Raw genomic sequence first — 17,652 nt, forward strand, 5'->3', positions numbered from 1 at the left:
ACATCTAACTCGCAACTGACGACAGAATTAACTCTAGCTCATAGTTTTTACTTGTTCAGCGCTTTTGCCGCCGTCAATAACCCTGTGAATTTCCTATAGCGCGCCTGGAGTATCAGATCGTGCGTTGCATTTGGCAGGTACCGCGCCTTCACCGGCATACCCGCCTGCAACAACTCCGCGCCCTGCCCCATCGCCAGAAACCCCAGCTTCGCCGCCCCAATACACGCACTCAGTTCGCTGCCGTGCAGGGTATGGACTTCCCGCTGGAGGATGTTGGCCAGCAGTTGGGCCCAGTACTCGCTGCGCGCACCACCGCCCACCAGCGCACAGGCGCCAACACTGGCGCCGGCGGATTGCACCGCGCGCAACGCATCCAGCAGGCCAAAGCCCACGCCCTCCATCACTGCATAACCGAGCATGGCGGGGTTGCAGTCGTGACCGAGGTTCATAAACCCACCCCGCAACAATGGATCGTTATGGGGCGTACGCTCACCGGCCAGGTAAGGCAGAAACAGCGGCGTATCCAACGGCACCGGCTGTCCGATCGGGAATTGCGCCTGCACCTGATTCAACAGCGTTTGCTCATCCGCCGTCCCGGTGAGCCGAGTGATCCAGCGCAGGCAACTGGCGCCGGCGAGCATGGCGCCCATGGTGTACCAGCGGTTGGGCAGCGCGTGGCAGAAACTGTGCACAGCGCTGGCCGGGTTACCGGCAGCGCGATCGGTGATCGCGACCAGGGCCGCGCTGGTACCAAGGGTGATAAACGCATCACCGGCATTGATCGCCCCCATACCCACTGCGGCCACCGGGTTATCGCCGCCACCACCGGCGATCACCACGTTTGTCGGCAAGCCCAGTCCACTGAGCGTCACGCACGCACTCGCGGCGCCACCTTCCACCAACCGGGGCATCTGCGCAGGCGTGAGGCCCGTTGCATGCAGCATCGGGGCGAACCACTCACGTTGCGCCACGTCCAGCCACAGCGTACCCGCCGCATCGGACATTTCGCTGATCCGCTCGCCACTGAGCCGCAAACGCAGGTAGTCCTTGGGCGACAGCACACAGTCAATCGCGTTGAATACCTCAGGTTCGTGCTGTTGCAGCCACAGCAACTTGGGTGCAGTCAGCCCGGCCATGGGCAAACTGCCCGTGACTTCGGCAAAGGTCGGCCCCAACTGTTCGGCTTCGGCCACGGCGCGGGAGTCGTCCCACAGGATTGCCGGGTACAGCACACGGTCGTCATCGCCAAGTAAAACCGCACCGTGCATCTGCCCGGACAGCCCGATACAGGCCACTCGGGCAAACGCTTCATGCTGGCGCAATTGGTCCAAGGCCTGCAGGCACGCCTGCCACCAATCTTCCGGAGCCTGTTCGGACCAACCGCTGTGGCGCCGTGACACGCTCAAGCGCACGCCGGCATGGGCCAGTACAGCACCGCCGGTATCCATGAGGATGGCCTTGAGTTCCGAAGTGCCGAGGTCGATTCCGAGGGAAACAGGACTGTTCATACGTGCGTTATTCCAATCAATCACAGCCGCAGGAGTTACGTAATTGCAGGGTGGGTGCCAGTCGTACGCTCTGGGGTGGCGCGCCGGGCGCAGCCATGCGCTGCAGCAGCAACTCGACCGCGCGTGCGCCGAGGGCCTTGACCGGTTGCGCGATCAGGCTCAGACGCGGCACAAACAAATCCGCCCAATCGAAATCATCGAACCCCACCAGGGCCATTTGCCCCGGCACATCGATCTGCGCCTCCCGCAGTGCCTGCATGGCACCGAGGGTCATCAGGTTATTGCCGGCCATGATCGCCGTGGGCGGCGCAGCCAAGCCCAGCAACTGAACGGTGGCCTGGCGTGCCGGCTCAGTGTTGGAGCCGCCGTCGACCAGCAGTTGCGGATCAAACACCAACCCCGCCGCTTGCAAAGCGGCTTTGTACCCCGCCACTCGCTCATCCGTGGTGCTGAATCCGGCACGTCCGGCGATGAAACCGATACGGCGATGCCCATGGGCAATCAGGTGTTCAATCAGGGCCTGGGTCGGTTGGGCATTCTCCACCCCGACTTGATCGAAGTGCTCACTCATCATGCGATCCACCAACACCGCTGGAATCTCGTTGGCCTGCAAATACGCCAGGGCCATCGAGCCGTTGGACGGCGCCAGGACAATCCCATCGACCCGTCGATGATGCAGCGCCGTGACCACCCGCAATTCCTGCTCCGGGTCATCATGGGTATCGACAAACAGCATCATGTAGCCGTGTTTGGCGCACTCGGTTTCAATCGCGTGCACGGTTTCGCTGAAGTAATGGTTGGACAACGCCGAGATCGCCACGCCAAGGGTGTTGGTACTGGAGCGGGCCAGCGAGCGCGCCAGGGTATTAGGGATATACCCCAACGCCTGGATCGCCCGCTGCACCGCCTGCACCGTGGCCGGGCTGACTTTGCGGGTGCCGTTCAACACGTGGGACACGGTCGACGTCGACACCCCCGCCCTGCTTGCCACGTCATCCATGGTGACCACGGCGCCGTTCCTCTCAATAGATCAATGTTTACTGGACCAACCGCTGTACGTACCGATGTTGTCGCGGGTGATTAGTTTGGGGGTCAGCAGGGTAACCGCTTCGGCCGGGGCTTTGTCATTGAGAATGTCATTGCCTACGTTCACGGCAGTCTGGGCCATGGCCCATGGGTCCTGGCTGGCGGACGCCTGGATCTGGGTGTCGGTCTTCAGGGCGTTCTCGATATCCGGCGCGCCGTCCACCGAGGTAATGATGATGCCGCTGCGCTTGAGCTGTTTGGCCGCCAGGTCGCTGCCGATGGCTTGCGGGTCGTTGATTGCGAACAGGCCGTCAATTTTGGCGAAGCGTGTCAGATAACCCTGCATCACGTTCAAGCCGCCCTCGCGGGAGCCTTTGCCGTCCTGGTCGTCGGAGAGCACCTTGATCTCTGGCGCCCCGGCCAGTGCAGCCTTACAGCCTTTGACGCGATCGGTCACAGCGGTCACTTGCGGGCCGTTCTGGATAATCACATTGCCTTTGCCCGAGAGCTTGTCCACCAGGTACTGGCAAGCGAGCTTGCCGGCTTCGACGTTGTCGGTCTGCACGGTGGCATTCACGCCTTTGGCGTCCACATCCACCGCGACCACGACAATACCGGCGTCGCGGGCTTTCTTGATCGCCGAGGCCATGGCGGAGGGGTCGACGGCGTTGATCAGGATGAGGTCGACCTTGGACGAAATGAAGTTATCGATCTGCGAAAACTGCTTGCTCAGGTCATAGTCGGCCGACACCGAGGTGACCTTGACGTTGGGATTCAACTCCTTGGCGCGGGCGGTTGCGCCGTCGGCCAGGGTCACGAAATACGGGTTACCCAACGAGCCCATGCTGATGCCGAGGGCTTTGAGCTCCCGAGCCTCCACGGCTTGCGACATCAGGGCGGCCAAGGCAATGACAGGAAACAGGTGTTTAAGCTTCATGGGAGTCTCTCTTGTGATTGTTGTATGAGTGAAATCAGGTCCGCGCACCGGACTGGCGATAACGATCCAGCGCCACGGCGCCAATGATCACGATGCCCTTGATGATGTACTGCCAGATATCCGACACGCCCAGCAGCACCAGGCCATTGGTGAGCACCGCGATAATCAGCGCGCCGATCAGCGTGCCTCCAATGGTGCCCACGCCGCCGGTAAAACTGGTGCCGCCGAGGATCACCGCCGCAATCGCATCCAGCTCATAGGATTGCCCGAGTTGCAGGCCATTGGCGGCAAACAGGCGCGAGGCGCTCATCACCGCGCCAAGCCCGGCCAACGCACCGGACATGGCGTAGACAAACAGCAGCACTTTCCACACCTTGATCCCGGACAGCCGCGCGGCTTCTGGGTTGCCGCCCACCGAGTAGATCTGCACGCCCATCACGGTGCGGCGCAGGATGAACCACGACAACGCCACCACTGCCACGGCGATCACCACCAGCCACGGCACGCCAAGGATCGAATCGTTACCGATAAACGCAAAGGGCAGGTCGGGGTTGAACACGGTTTTGTCATCCGCCAGCAACCGTGCGAGGCCGCGCATCGCGGTGAGTGCACCGAGTGTGACGATAAACGGCGGCAGGCGCATAAAGGCGATCAGCCCGCCGTTGACCAGCCCCAGCAACAGGCCAAAGCCAATCCCGGCGGCAATCCCGAACATACCGAACTGCGGCGACATTGACGCCTGCAATGCCACCACGGCGGACGCCGCTAGAATCGCCCCCACCGACAGGTCGATGCCCGCCGTGAGGATCACGAAGGTCATGCCCGCCGCGAGCACCACGTTGACCGAGGCCTGCTGGGTGATGATCGACAGGTTTTGCACCGTCAGGAAGTTCTCGCTGGCCAGGGCGAAGCCCACCAGCAGCAATATCAGCACCGGCAACATGCCGACCGTGCGCATTAGTTCGCGCACGCGCTCTGCCTTGCCTGTTGTTGCAATCATCGAATCAGCCATGGGCAACCACCTGATCGCCACCGGTGGCGAGGTCAATAATACGTTCCTGGGAAATAGCGTGGCCGGAAGCCCCGCCGACTTCGGCCACCAACTGGCCTTCGCGCATGATCAGCACCCGGTCGCAGGTGCCGATGATTTCCGGCAGTTCGCTGGAAATCACCACAATGCCCACGCCGGCCTGGGCCAGTTGATTGATGATGCGGTAAATCTCGGACTTGGAGCCGATGTCTACGCCCCGCGTCGGTTCGTCGAGGATGAGCACATGGGGCTTGACCTCCAACAGCCGTGCCAGCAACACCTTTTGCTGGTTGCCGCCGGACAGCGCGCCGACATTGACCTTGCCCGACGCGACGCGAATCGACAGGGACTTGATAGCGTCATTCGAGCGCTGCGCCGCATGACCGCGATCCAGCAAGCCGCCGGCATGGGCATCCGGCACACAGGCGCAGACGTTGATGTTGTCGGCCACGCTCATATCCAGGAAAAGGCCCTGGGCCTTGCGGTCTTCGGTGAGGTACACCACGCCGGCGCGAATCGCGTCCGCCGGGGTGCGCAGTTGGGTGACGGTCTTGCCCACCACTTCCAGGGTGCCGCTGGTGCGAGGGTCGGCAGCGAAGATCAGCCGCGCCAGCTCGGTGCGCCCTGCCCCCACCAGTCCGGCGATGCCCAGCACTTCACCGGCGTGTAAATCGAAACTGCAGTTGCGCACGCGTTTGCCATCGGCCATGTCGCGCACGCGCATCACCACGTTGCCGGGGTTGTAGGCGGCGTGTTCTTTCTTATAGAAACCGGACAGGTCACGGCCCACCATCATCTTCACCAGCACCTCGGCCGACAGCGCATCGCGGGTGAGTTCGCCGATGTACTGGCCATCGCGCAACACCGAGACGCGGTCCGACAGTTCATAGATCTCGGCCATACGGTGGCTGATATAGATGATCGCCAACCCTTGGCTGCGCAGTTGCTTGATCAGCGCGAACAGCCGGTCGGTCTCGCGGGACGAGAGTGGCGTAGTGGGTTCGTCCATCACCAGGATTTTGGCGTGGGCGTGCAAGGCGCGGGCGATTTCCACCAGTTGGCGCTCGGCAATCGACAGGCTGCTGACCTGAGTTGCCGGCGTGAACTCCGCTCCCAGGCGTTGCAGCACTTCGACGCAGCCGGCCTGCATGCCTTTGCGGTCGATGGTCCAGCCTCGGCGCAGCTCACGACCCAGGTAGATGTTCTCGGCCACACTCAGGTTCGGGCACAGGCTCAGCTCTTGATAGATCACGGCGATGCCGAGGGCTTTGGCGGTGGCGGGGTTGTAAGTGGCGATGGCTTGGCCGCTGATGCGAATTTCGCCGCCGGGGTCGGCCTGGTAGGCGCCGGAAAGGATTTTCATCAGCGTCGATTTGCCGGCGCCGTTCTCCCCCATCAAGGCGTGGATTTCGCCGGGGTAGACCTTCAGGCCGACACTTTTGAGCACGCGCAAACCGCTGAAGGTTTTACTGATGCCCTGCATCTCAAGCAAGGGTTCAAGGCTCATGGCTGAGCTCCTGGTTTTATTATTTTTGTGGTTAAGCGAGGCCGACTCTAATCCAGATACATTTTCGTACGCAAGCGCTTGCTTAGGCATTTTTGTCATTGAAGAAACGTTTCACCAAGCTGTTTGGTGAAATTTTGCGGGTAGCAGGATGGATTTGGTTACAACCCTATGCCCGTAGGGTAAGGGGCAAAGACAGATGACCTGACTAGAATGCGCGCCCCTCATTCACGCGGAAAAAATCGAAGACCATGCCCCTTTCCAGCGCCGTCGTTTATATCTGGTTTCCCGTATTTGCTAAGCAAGAGACAAACGTCGGCCACGCCGCCCTGTACATCGGCGACCCACATATCGGAAAAAATATAGAGCGCAATTACTACGCGTATGCAAATAGAGAGGCACGGCATGTCGACAGGGGGGCGATCGAGCATGTCAATACCAACTACGTGAGTTGGTGGCCGGAAAGTGACGCGCAGTGGTTAGGCAAGCAGCCGCAAGGACGCAACCTGTTCCTGGAGTCGGACATAAGCGCCGAAGGCAGCCCTCCCCATCTGGTCTATACAATTTCCGGGCTGGACGTGGCGAACATGCGGGCCGAGTGGTTCAAAATACGCAACAAAACCAACGCCCATTACGATTTGTTCCGCAAAAACTGCTCCACCATCGTTTTGCGAATACTCACGGCGGGCGGAGCCCTGAAAAACTTACCCACTGCCAAGCACCTATGGTTTTCCAACAACCTTTACGTCACGCCGAAAAACATCGCGCAGATTTGCAACGAACTGCGCAATCTCAACATGGCCGTTAAGGCCAGAAGCAGCAATTGCCCACAAAGAGAATTCATGTTCGGTCTGCGCTGAGGTAAACCAGCGCTGGCGCAGGTCGTTTATCCATGAGTGAAACGATTCATTAGCGACAAGCCTCAAAGGCACTCATATGAGTGCCTTCCAATCCGAAGAGATAGACCAAGACATCAAATCGCCATAATGTCTGCTATTGTCCAAGGACCTCATCTCCTCCTCGTCGCTTCATCGCGATCTTCTGTGAGCATGCTCTGCGCCCTCGCCCACTGACGATGGCGGGCCTTACGTTCACGGAACCCCACCACGATGGATAAAAGCTCAACCGACCACCCCAGCGAACCGCAGTCACGCGCTGAAAAAATCGTCGAATTCAAACGCCAGAAAACCCTGCTCAAGACGGGCGCGCTGCAAGACGCCATCTTCAATAGCGCTTATTTCTCCAGCATCGCTACCGATGAAAAAGGCGTGATCCAGATCTTCAATGTCGGCGCCGAACGCATGCTCGGTTATGCCGCTGTCGATGTGGTCAACCGCATCACCCCCGCTGACATTTCCGACCCTGCCGAGCTGATCACCCGCGCGGCGGCCCTCAGCGAGGAACTGGATACGCCGATCACCCCGGGGTTCGAAGCGCTGGTGTTCAAGGCCTCGCGCGGCATCGAGGACATCTACGAGCTGACCTATATCCGCAAGGACGGCAGTCGGCTATCGGCGATGGTCTCGGTGACGGCATTGCGCAATCGCAATGACACGATCATCGGCTACCTGCTGATCGGTACCGACAACACTGCGCGCAAACAGGAAGAAGCCGAGCGCAAAGGCTTTGAGCGCGCCCTGGAAGAAAAGAATCTGGAGCTGGAACACGCCAACCACATGAAGTCCGAGTTCCTCGCGACCATGTCCCACGAATTGCGTACGCCGTTGAACGCGGTGATCGGCTTTTCCGAGGCGCTGAAGGACGGGCTGGTGGGCGACATGACTGATGTCCAGCGCGAGTACATCGGTGACATTTTCACCAGTGGGCAGCACTTGCTGTCGCTGATCAACGACATCCTTGACCTGTCCAAGGTCGAGGCCGGGATGATGGACCTGGAACTGGAGCCGGTGGAGCTGGCGGGTTTATTGGCCAACAGCCTGTTGATCGTGCGCGAAAAAGCCGCCCTGCAGCGTATCCAACTCAAACTCGATAGCCAGGACGACCTGGGCACGCTGATCCTGGACCTGCGCAAGACCAAGCAAATCGTCTACAACCTGCTGGCCAATGCGGTGAAGTTCAGCGCCCACGGCAGCGACGTGACCCTGGCGGTGCGTGAGGTCAGCCGCGATGAGGTGGGGCTGGTCGCCGGCGATTGGCCGGTGCATGGCTTTGCCCTGCAACCCAGCGCGCACCGCCGCTTTCTTGAGTTGAGCGTCAGCGACAGCGGTATCGGGATTGCCCCGGATGACATTGGCAAGCTGTTCAAGGCGTTCAGCCAGATCGACAGCAGCCTGGCACGCAAATTCGAAGGCACCGGCCTGGGCCTGGCGATGGTCAAGCAGCTCACCGATCTGCAGGGCGGCAGCGTTGCCGTGGCCAGCCGCGAAGGCCTGGGCGCACGCTTTGTGGTGTGGCTGCCGCTGCATCGCGCCGCCGCTACTGTGGAGGCCACATGGCCAACATCCTGATTGTCGAAGACAACGAAGCCAACATGCGTCTTGCGCGCTTACTGCTGGTCAACGCCGGCCACATTGTGCTGTGGGCCGCCGACGCCGAGAGCGGCCTGACCATGGCCCGCGAACACCAGCCGGCTCTGATTTTGATGGACATTCAATTGCCAGGCATGGATGGCCTGGCAGCCACTCGCCTGCTCAAGCAAGACCCTCACACCGCTCACATCCCGGTGATCGCCCTCACCGCCATGGCGATGAAGGAAGACCGGGAAAAAGCCCGACTCGCCGGATGCGACGCCTACGTGAGCAAACCCCTGCGCTACAAGGAGCTGTACCAGGAGATCGACACCCTGCTGAACCCAACCCTCACACCTCCTGAATGAGTCCTCTCCATGGCCAGCTCACCCGCAACGCTGTTGATCGTTGACGACGAACCCCAGGTTCGCAAGCTATTGGAAACCCTGCTGCAACACGAGGGCTACCTGACCCTGAGCGCCTGCAGCGGTGAAGAAGCGTTGCAGTTGGTGGCGCAGCAACCACCGGATCTGATCCTGTTGGACATCATGATGCCGGGCATGGACGGCTATGAAGTCGCCACCCAGCTCAAGGGCAACCCGGCCACGGCGAACATCCCGATCATCATGCTTTCGGCCTTGAGCGACATCAGCGCTCGGGTCAGCGGTTTGGAAACCGGCGCCGAAGAGTTCCTCAGTAAGCCAGTGGAGCACTTGGAACTCTGGCTGCGGGTGCGCAACCTGCTGCGGCTCAAGGCCCATGGTGACCAGTTCAAACAACGCAGCGAGCAGTTGGAGCAACGGTTGCACCAGCACACCGTGCATACCACCCAGGGCAATGTGCATGATCTGGTCCGCGTAGACATGGAGAAGGCCTTGCGTGAGGCCATTGAGCGGGGCGAATTCGCCCTGCACTACCAGCCCAAGGTCGAGTTGGCCAACGGCAATATCTGCGCACTGGAAGCCTTGCTTCGCTGGGACCGGCCCGATTATGGCGCGGTGTCCCCGGCGGTCTTCGTGCCGATCCTGGAAAGCCTGGGCCTGATCGTACCAGTGGGGCGTTGGGTGATCGAGCAGGTGTGCCAGCAGATTGCCGAGTGGCAACGCAGTGACATCGGCGCGGTAGAAGTGTCGGTCAACGTGTCCGGCCATCAGTTAATCGAGGGCGACCTGATTGCCGATATTGCCCATAGCCTGGAGAGCACCGGGGTTGAGGCGCACTGGCTGGAAGTGGAACTGACCGAAGGCTCGCTGATGGAAAACACCCAGCACACCATCGCCAGCCTGCAACGCTTGCGCGCCATGGGCGTGAAGATCTCCATTGATGACTTCGGCACCGGCTATTCAAGCCTGGCGTACCTGCGCAGGTTTCCCATCGATACGCTGAAAATCGACATCGCGTTCATCCGCGAGGTCACTACCAACCCGCAGGATGCGGCGATCACCCGCACCATCATTGAACTGGCGCACAGTCTGAAATTGCGCGTAGTGGCCGAGGGCGTGGAAACCCAGGCGCAACTGGCGTTTTTGAAGGAGGCCGGCTGTGATCAGATTCAAGGGTATCTGTTCAGCCGGCCGTTGCCGGTGGTAGCGCTGGAGCGGCTATTGCTGGAGCGCCTTAAGTAACGGGCTCATTCCTGATCTTCGGTGTTGCCCAGATCGGCTGCTTCATCCAGATCATTAAGCGGGACTTCGGCATCATCCATCAGTGACCCGGGATCTTCATTGCCTGGGTCGTTAAGTTCTTCGTCGAGTTCTTTAGACATGACCTTCTCCTCTAACCGCCTTGGGTGTCGATATCTGCATCCGTTTCAGGCTTGGGCTCGCGCTCGGGCTTGAAATCAGGGCTGTAGTCGTTGTCCTTCGCCTTGGGATCGCTCTTGGCCTTGGGATCCTTGGGGGCGTCAGCGCTGGTGCCGGGGGCCGGTTCGCCGCCGTCAATCGCCGGATCGTTACGGTTACTGACTTGTGGATCGTTGGATGTGCTCATGGGTCACCTCTCACTGGGATCTGTAAGGTTAAGGCGCCGCGCTGCGCGTTGAAGTTCCGTCCAATTGCCTAGCGGATCGGATTGTCGACCTGGATGTAAAACGCATAGATGCCCAGCAGCAACCAGAACACCATGAACAGCCACGGAGCGCGCATGGAGAACAGCAGCGACTTGCGGTAGCCCTTATGGGAAGACTCCATCTCGGAAAACAGTGGTGATTCGTCATAGGCCATGCCCATTATCGGTTCGCTGCGCAGCAACTCACTCTGCTTGAAGTGCCAGTGATCGATGATGTCATACGCAGCGCGGATGCCCGGCCAGGCGTTCAAGGAACTGAGAATCCCGAGCGCAGCGAGGAAAACCGGCACCACCAGGGTAAACAACTTGCCCCACTCGGGGTTGAGGTTGCCCATGCCGGAGACAAAGGCAATCACCAGAAACGACTGCGCTGTCAGATAGGCGTCGGTACGGTTGGCCAGGATTGAGGTTTCGTACTGAATTTCTCGACGGTAAAAGTCCAGGCGGTCCTTGGGCGAGCCGAAAATCTTGGCGGTGTGCTCGCTGTGATCGTCCAGGCTCGATTCGGGTGTATCGGGTGAAATGATTCTGGGCACGGGCGTGCTCCACAAGGATTCGAGTTTCGTTAGAAGAACCGGGCGCGAATGAAGTTCAAGTTTGTTCATGCACCACACCAGGGCGCCCATTGCCTCTTTATGGTGAATGGGCTGCGTCAGGAAGGGCTTGCTGCTGGGAAGCGCTGACTCGGCCAGCAGGCTTTATGGCGTTTGGGCGCGCTGTGGCGAGCAGGTTTGCCCCCTCGCCACAGCAAACCCAGTCACCTCAAGGGCATTCCGGCACACGCATTGCTTAACCCATTCATCTGCCCGGATACAGGAGCAATCGTTACCGCCCGACCCAGAGCCGACCCCATAAGAAAGTAAGGACCAGGCCTGCTGGCACTCTGCGCCACAGGCTCATAAAAACATGCGTTTTTTGAAGCGGCAGTGCCACCCCCACGCAACCCTGGGCACTGACAAGGTACTGGAATGGCTCTATCTTTCTTTGACGAAATGAATGACGCAAATGGCGTATGCCGTGCGCACTATCAGGATTTCTCCCGCTGGCTGGCCAACACGCCGCCGGAACTGCTGGCCCAGCGTCGCCGCGAAGCCGACCTGCTGTTTCACCGCGCCGGGATCACCTTTACCCTCTATGGTGACGAGCAGGACACCGAGCGCCTGATTCCCTTCGACATCATCCCCCGCAGCATCCCCGCCAGTGAGTGGAGCGTGATCGAACGCGGCTGTATCCAGCGGGTCAATGCGCTGAACATGTTCCTCGCCGATATCTACCACGACCAACGCATCATCAAGGCCGGGATCATTCCCGCCGACCAGGTGCTGGGCAACGAGGGTTATCAGAAGGCCATGGTTGGGCTGGACCTGCACCGCGATATTTACTCGCATATTTCCGGCGTCGACCTGGTGCGCGACGGCGACGGCACTTACTACGTGCTCGAAGACAACCTGCGTACCCCCAGCGGCGTGAGCTACATGCTCGAAGACCGCAAGATGATGATGCGCCTGTTCCCCGAGGTGTTCGCCAAGCAGCGAATCGCACCGGTGGACCACTACCCCAACCTGTTGCTCAAAACCCTCAAAAGCTCAAGCCGCCTGGACAACCCCAACGTGGTGGTGCTGACCCCCGGCCGCTTCAACAGCGCATTCTTCGAACATGCCTTCCTCGCCCGGGAAATGGGCGTGGAACTCGTGGAAGGCGCCGACCTGTTCGTGCACGACCTCAAGGTGTTCATGCGCACCACCGACGGCCCGAAAGCCGTGGACGTAATCTACCGGCGCATTGACGACGCCTTCCTCGATCCACAGGCCTTCAATCCGGACTCGATGCTCGGCGTGCCCGGCCTGGTGGCCGCCTACTGCGCCGGCAACGTGGTGCTGGCCAACGCCATCGGCACCGGCGTGGCGGACGATAAGTCGATCTACCCGTACGTGCCGGAAATGATCCGTTTCTACCTGGACGAGGAACCGATCCTGCAGAACGTACCGACCTTCCAGTGCCGCAAACCCGATGAGTTGTCCCACGTGCTGGCCCACCTGCCGGAACTGGTGGTCAAGGAAACCCAAGGCTCCGGCGGCTACGGCATGCTGGTCGGCCCCGCTTCTACTGCCGCCGAGATCGAGGACTTCCGTCAACGCATCAAAGCGCGGCCTCACGCCTACATCGCCCAACCGACCCTAAGCCTGTCCACCTGCCCGACCTTTGTCGAAAACGGCATTGCGCCCCGGCATATCGATCTGCGGCCGTTCGTGCTCTCGGGTAAGGAAACCCGCCTGGTGCCCGGTGGCCTCACGCGGGTGGCACTGCGTGAAGGCTCGTTGATCGTCAACTCGTCGCAAGGCGGCGGAACCAAGGACACCTGGGTGGTGGAGGGCTGAATCATGTTGAGTAGAACCGCCGCAGATCTGTACTGGATGTCCCGCTACCTGGAGCGCGCCGAGAACCTGGCGCGCATGCTGGAAGTCAGTTATTCGCTGTCGTTGATGCCCCAGGCCGGACGCAGCGATGGCCTAGACGAACTGGCCATGTCGCTGCTCAGCAGCGGCACGCTGGAGAGTTATCTGGAGCGCCATAAGCAACTGGACGCCGAGCGCATGCTGCACTTCTTCGCCCTCGACGAAGAAAACCCCGCCAGTATCTACAACTGCCTGCGCGCCGCACGGGGCAACGCCCACGCCGTGCGCGGACGCATCACCGCCGACATGTGGGAAAACCTCAACGCCACCTGGCTGGAAATGCGCAGCATCGCCGCCGGCGGCCTGGCGCGGCACGGCATCAGCCACTTCTGTGACTGGGTCAAGCAGCGTTCCCACCTGTTCCGCGGCGCGACCTCCGGCACCATCATGCGCAACGACGCCTATCGGTTCATCCGACTCGGCACCTTCATCGAACGTGCGGACAACACCCTGCGCCTGCTGGATGCACGCTACGAAATGTTCGGCGAAGAGTCCGAAGAAGTCAGCGACCTCTCGGCACGCGGCTATTACCAGTGGAGCGCCCTGCTCCGCGCATTGTCGTCATTCGAGGCGTACACCGAGCTGTACCCGAATGCGCTGAATGCTCGGTCGGTGTCTGAGTTACTGCTGTTGCGCAGTGATGTGCCGCGTTCACTGCATGCGTGTATCGAGGAGTTGAGTCATATCCTCGCGGACTTGCCCGGTAGTTATGGGCGTACGGCGCAACGCCTGGCCGCCGAGTTTGAAGCGCGGCTGAGGTATACGGGGATTGATGAGATTCTGGAGGATGGGCTGCATAGTCGGCTGACGGAGTTTATTGAGACGGTTAGGGAGTTGGCGGGGGCGGTTCATAGTTCTTATTTGGAAGTTGTTTGAGGAGGCTTTAGCCACTTGTCTGTTTACTCAGATAATTGCCCTACTTGCGTGCCGCTTTTATTTTGAAGCGATGACTGGTCTTCCCAGCGTTCAACGGCTGATGGCCTGAGTGCCTTAAGGACGCCAGTTCACGGAGTCGGATAAGCCTCTTACGGTGCGGGTGCTGAGGAATGAACTAAGGTTAAGTACCTGTTTCATTTTCAGCACCCATCCGTACGACGCTATATACATTTCTGCTGCGCGTTATCAAACTCCTTACCCGCAGCACAGCTCAATATCGTCTTCGACCAGCGATAAGAGAAAGGATCCCAATAACAATAATAGTACTTTCCTGGCACCACACTTCGGAAGTAGCCATTAGCGCTGCAGGGTGGGTCGCCCACATAAGATGCGTTGACGGTATAGCTCACGACAGGAAAGACAATAGCGTCCGCTTCTGTTATGCCAGGGCCTAAAGCGGCTTTGAAATGCAGTGTCAGTGCAGTGTTGTGCCCCAACTCTTTCAAGTACGACGCATAGCTAACTCCACTTTGCCACCACCCCTGACTGAACCAGGTACCATTGACATATGAAGCACCACCATTCCAGTGTTTGAGATTGTGCGCTGCCCCTCCACTCTTGAAGCCTCTGAATTCAATCCAAACCGGAGAATTAGTCGCAATGAACGGCCAGGAGCCGACCCGCAGCGTCCTATTAGCCGTACCGCTCGATAGATCCAATACCTTGGTAGTTTGGTTCGCCTCATTAATTCGGATTAGCGTTTTTGCCAGTTCACTTGTTGGTATTGGCGTCACTGTCACTGTCAACACCTGCGACGACTGCACTACTCCCCCACGCGTTACTTCATATTTAAGCGCGAAACTTTTGTTGGTATTGCCAATGTTCGCGGCAATTGCTGTCACGGGAATATCAAATGTCACCACGCCACCTGTCAACCCAAACTTGGCTGCGATAACTGGCGAACCCGCACCGGCAGTCCCCAACATCGTGACCTTGATGCTGTCGGTCGTGTACATCGGCATGTACTCCACCGAGACCGTGCCGCCGCTTTGTGCATTCAAGGGCGCCAGAGACACTACCACCCCTGTACCGGTTGCCTGGGTCAGCCTGGGCAAAGGAAATTCGGCCGACAAGGTATTGACCCTGTACTCCATTATCGGAAAAGTCAGGGCCTCAGCTTCAACCTTACTAGTACTGACCGCCGCCTTGAGTTCCATCTTAAGCAAAGAGCCATTACCCAACCCATCCAGGTAGGACCGCAGGATACTGGATTCGACTTTCCCATCAGCGATCCAGGTCGCGTCAACCGCCGAACTTTCTGCCCCGTTGTACACCAAGCAATCATGGTCAACGTTGCCGGCTGTTTTACCCAGCAACCTCAACCACACTGGGTAAGATGCAGTAATAAATGGCCAGATGCCGACAGCGACGCTGGCATCTCCTGAAAAGCTGCTCAGGTCCAGTACCTGGGTGCCAGCATTGGCTTCGTTGATTTTAAGTACCGTTTTGGCCAGTTCGGCCAGCGGTACCGGCCTGACCGTTACCGTCAAGGTGTCTGATGGATATGCCGCGCCCAGGCGCGTCACCACGTACTTGAATGTGACAGTAGTGTCTTGGTCACGAAGATTGGCGTGTATTGCCGCTTTGGTGATATCGAACTCCACCTTCTGCAGCGCTTCATTACCGGGTTTGGCCGGAATGGTCGGCGAGCCAGCATTGCCTGCACCGATCATGGTGACCTGGATGGAGTCGGTACCCCGCATGCCAAGGTAGGTCACCACCAGTTTCGTGCCGTTCTGTACCTTGAGCGGTTCCAGCGTAGCGGTCCCTGGGCCGGTCACCTGTGCTTCCAGCAAGGTCGGCGACGGCAGCTCGCCCACACCCTGGCTCACCAGAACCTCGGTAGTTTGTGAGTAACGCGGAACTTCATCGCCGCGCTTGAGCGTGTAGAACACCGTCACCGTTTCATTCAGGTTGCTGGTGACGTAGTAGCTTTCGATGTAATGCTCGGTGGTGGCACCGTCTACGGGCACCTGCACCGGCACCTCGATACGCGCCTTCGGCCCGACCCAGTGCATCCTGATCCAGTAATCGCGTTTTGTTTCTGCAAATGGTGCAAACACTTTGGCATAGGCGCCAATATCATCCGGATTCAACTGACCACTGATCGCCTTCTCAATGATAGGTGCAGGCATCGTGCGTTGAAGCTGGCCCACAACAACTTGCAACCGCAAGGATTCCTGCGGGCGACTACCAGGGCGTGTGTGGGCGTAGAACACTTCCACCAGGTGTCCGTCAAAACGCGAAAGCTCGTCAGGGTATACGATGAACTCCATGTCCCCGTCGGGATTGGGTGGAATATCGTCGACTTCGCGACCCACCCGATGCTCGATGGTGATATCGGGGCTGCTGACCCGGAAAATCACTTCCAGATAGCCGTTTGCCGGCCAAATGGGTTGCAAGGGGAAATACACGGTTGCAGCGAAATCAGGCTCGATGTGGCCGCCCAGGTCCTCCTTGATCTGCGGCGCTGGCCATCTGACGATTTCGCCGACCACATCCAGGTAAAGCTTTTTAGAAGGCTGCTCAATCGTCCCTTGTTGAAACAAGATATGCACGCTGACGGAGCCGTCGGCAATCGCAGCCACCAGCGCATTAGGCACATTGAATGTGTAGACACCCGGCGCATTCAGCGGCCTGGTTTCTGTATAAGGAATTGAGTTCCCTTCGCGGTCCACACCCGCCCAGATCAGCGTCAGTATTGAATAGGCGACGACCTCTGCGCTGGTGATCCACGCTTGGATTTGTGCATCCCAACTGCCCAGTTCGGCCAGGTCAATCACTGTGTCGGTGCCGGTGCCTGGAAATGCCAGCCACGGCGCTTCCGGGCGGATCTGATTCAGGTGCACTTCAACCAACGTTGTCGCCGACCAACGTGCCCATTCATCCGGCTGGTTACCCCCGGCGTCGCGGACCTGATAACCCACTCTTGTGTCCCGGCTGTTGCCTGCGGCACTGATAGTGGCGTAGTCAACGGTCAACGTAATATCACGGCCTACTTCGTTAGGCTGCACACGATGGAGTACCCGCTGAGACCCCCAGACCAGAATGATCAGATCGTAGGCATGCATGTGAATCCAATGGCGGATGATGATATTGACCCCTGCCAATGCATCGACTTCGCTGACGCCATTCAACAATATGGAGGGTGGAACCACATACACCAGCCCCTGGTGGCCGGGCAATATGCTATTGGGGTCACGGTCCCCGGGGCGCGTCAGGCTAACCCGGTACTTGCGCTCTTCGGTAAACGACTCATTGCCACTGGCACGTCTTAATTTGCCGAATACCGGGTTGGCCCAATATTGGACGACTTTATGGGCAGGGACGGTCAAAGGGATACGGTCCAGGTGTTCCTCACCCTCGCGAATCTGGGTAGAGGCTACGGGAACATTGCGGTTGCCCCAATAGAGATACGCAACGCTACCGGGGTTGACACCGTCTTTGGGGTTTCTGAGGTAAACAATGAAATCAACCTCCGTATGCCGAAGGCCGATACCACCGTGGGCGCCATCAGGATCGCCTTCGAAAGGAGACTCCAAAAGCGACACTTCAATGGGGGGTAAGAGGGCTTTAGGGTTTTTTTTCCGGGTCATGGCAAAAGTACTCGCAGGGCGCCGTGAGGGAGGCTTACCTGCATCAAACGCTTCAAACCCTGGGTTGCCTACTGTCAGAACTAACAGGTCGCGACGGGTGGTAATGACCCGATGATTGAACAGT

The 17,652-nt window shown here is 59.1% G+C and carries 15 protein-coding genes; 6 read left to right on the top strand and 9 right to left on the bottom strand.

Annotated features, from left to right (window positions below; all coding sequences use genetic code 11):
• Positions 1–47 precede the first annotated feature (47 nt).
• Genes xylB through CKW32_RS10055 form a run of 5 tightly spaced genes read right to left on the bottom strand, consistent with a single transcriptional unit; the run spans position 48 to position 6,008 of the window.
• A complete protein-coding gene (gene xylB, locus CKW32_RS10035; RefSeq protein ID WP_095184786.1) occupies positions 48–1,508 on the bottom strand; it encodes a xylulokinase in 1,461 nt (486 codons plus the stop codon).
• A gap of 16 nt (positions 1,509–1,524) precedes the next feature.
• On the bottom strand, positions 1,525–2,517 hold the full coding sequence (locus CKW32_RS10040; RefSeq protein WP_095184787.1) for a LacI family DNA-binding transcriptional regulator: 993 nt from the start codon (positions 2,515–2,517) through the stop codon (positions 1,525–1,527).
• 21 nt (positions 2,518–2,538) lie between these two features.
• Complete coding sequence (locus CKW32_RS10045; RefSeq protein ID WP_095184788.1) at positions 2,539–3,471, bottom strand: ABC transporter substrate-binding protein; 933 nt, start codon at positions 3,469–3,471, stop codon at positions 2,539–2,541.
• A 34-nt stretch (positions 3,472–3,505) separates the two neighbouring features.
• On the bottom strand, positions 3,506–4,483 hold the full coding sequence (locus CKW32_RS10050; protein WP_032887379.1) for a ribose ABC transporter permease: 978 nt from the start codon (positions 4,481–4,483) through the stop codon (positions 3,506–3,508).
• Positions 4,476–6,008 (bottom strand): sugar ABC transporter ATP-binding protein, encoded by a 1,533-nt coding sequence (locus CKW32_RS10055; RefSeq protein WP_095184789.1) that lies wholly within the window; start codon positions 6,006–6,008, stop codon positions 4,476–4,478. The genes CKW32_RS10050 and CKW32_RS10055 overlap by 8 nt, the downstream gene beginning before the upstream one ends.
• A 248-nt stretch (positions 6,009–6,256) precedes the next feature.
• Between CKW32_RS10055 and CKW32_RS10060 the strand changes: the two genes are divergently transcribed.
• The 4 genes from CKW32_RS10060 to CKW32_RS10075 all read left to right on the top strand — a co-directional run bounded on the left by CKW32_RS10060 (position 6,257) and on the right by CKW32_RS10075 (position 10,098).
• Entirely contained in the window at positions 6,257–6,865 is a 609-nt protein-coding gene (locus CKW32_RS10060) for a hypothetical protein (protein ID WP_241150156.1), read from the top strand.
• A gap of 249 nt (positions 6,866–7,114) precedes the next feature.
• Positions 7,115–8,473 carry a HAMP domain-containing sensor histidine kinase gene (locus CKW32_RS10065; protein ID WP_095184790.1) on the top strand — a complete coding sequence of 453 codons (1,359 nt, stop codon included), beginning with the start codon at positions 7,115–7,117 and terminating at the stop codon, positions 8,471–8,473.
• On the top strand, positions 8,458–8,841 hold the full coding sequence (locus CKW32_RS10070; protein WP_032887385.1) for a response regulator: 384 nt from the start codon (positions 8,458–8,460) through the stop codon (positions 8,839–8,841). Before CKW32_RS10065 ends, CKW32_RS10070 begins: the two co-directional genes overlap by 16 nt.
• Before the next feature lie 9 nt (positions 8,842–8,850).
• Positions 8,851–10,098: an EAL domain-containing response regulator gene (locus CKW32_RS10075; RefSeq protein WP_095184791.1), complete on the top strand. Its 1,248-nt coding sequence runs from the start codon at positions 8,851–8,853 to the stop codon at positions 10,096–10,098.
• A 5-nt stretch (positions 10,099–10,103) separates the two neighbouring features.
• On the opposite strand, the gene CKW32_RS28500 is transcribed toward CKW32_RS10075, so the two are convergent.
• The 3 genes from CKW32_RS28500 to CKW32_RS10085 form a co-directional block, all read right to left on the bottom strand.
• Positions 10,104–10,238: a hypothetical protein gene (locus CKW32_RS28500; protein WP_256226451.1), complete on the bottom strand. Its 135-nt coding sequence runs from the start codon at positions 10,236–10,238 to the stop codon at positions 10,104–10,106.
• A gap of 11 nt (positions 10,239–10,249) precedes the next feature.
• A complete protein-coding gene (locus CKW32_RS10080; protein ID WP_095184792.1) occupies positions 10,250–10,462 on the bottom strand; it encodes a hypothetical protein in 213 nt (70 codons plus the stop codon).
• A 68-nt stretch (positions 10,463–10,530) separates the two neighbouring features.
• The gene (locus CKW32_RS10085) at positions 10,531–11,076 is read right to left on the bottom strand and encodes a hypothetical protein (RefSeq protein ID WP_032887390.1); all 546 of its coding nucleotides are present in this window, start codon (positions 11,074–11,076) and stop codon (positions 10,531–10,533) included.
• A gap of 432 nt (positions 11,077–11,508) precedes the next feature.
• On the opposite strand from CKW32_RS10085, the gene CKW32_RS10090 reads away from it, so the two are divergent.
• Positions 11,509–12,918: a circularly permuted type 2 ATP-grasp protein gene (locus tag CKW32_RS10090; RefSeq protein WP_032887392.1), complete on the top strand. Its 1,410-nt coding sequence runs from the start codon at positions 11,509–11,511 to the stop codon at positions 12,916–12,918.
• Between the two features lie 3 nt (positions 12,919–12,921).
• Complete coding sequence (locus CKW32_RS10095; RefSeq protein ID WP_032887395.1) at positions 12,922–13,872, top strand: alpha-E domain-containing protein; 951 nt, start codon at positions 12,922–12,924, stop codon at positions 13,870–13,872.
• A gap of 221 nt (positions 13,873–14,093) precedes the next feature.
• Here the strand turns inward: CKW32_RS10095 and CKW32_RS10100 are convergent, their stop codons facing one another.
• Positions 14,094–17,528, bottom strand: a complete 3,435-nt coding sequence (locus tag CKW32_RS10100; RefSeq protein ID WP_143499359.1) for a hypothetical protein — start codon at positions 17,526–17,528, stop codon at positions 14,094–14,096.
• Positions 17,529–17,652 lie beyond the last annotated feature (124 nt).

Source organism: Pseudomonas sp. Irchel 3H9, from assembly GCF_900187495.1.
Taxonomy (GTDB): Bacteria; Pseudomonadota; Gammaproteobacteria; order Pseudomonadales; family Pseudomonadaceae; genus Aquipseudomonas; species Aquipseudomonas sivasensis.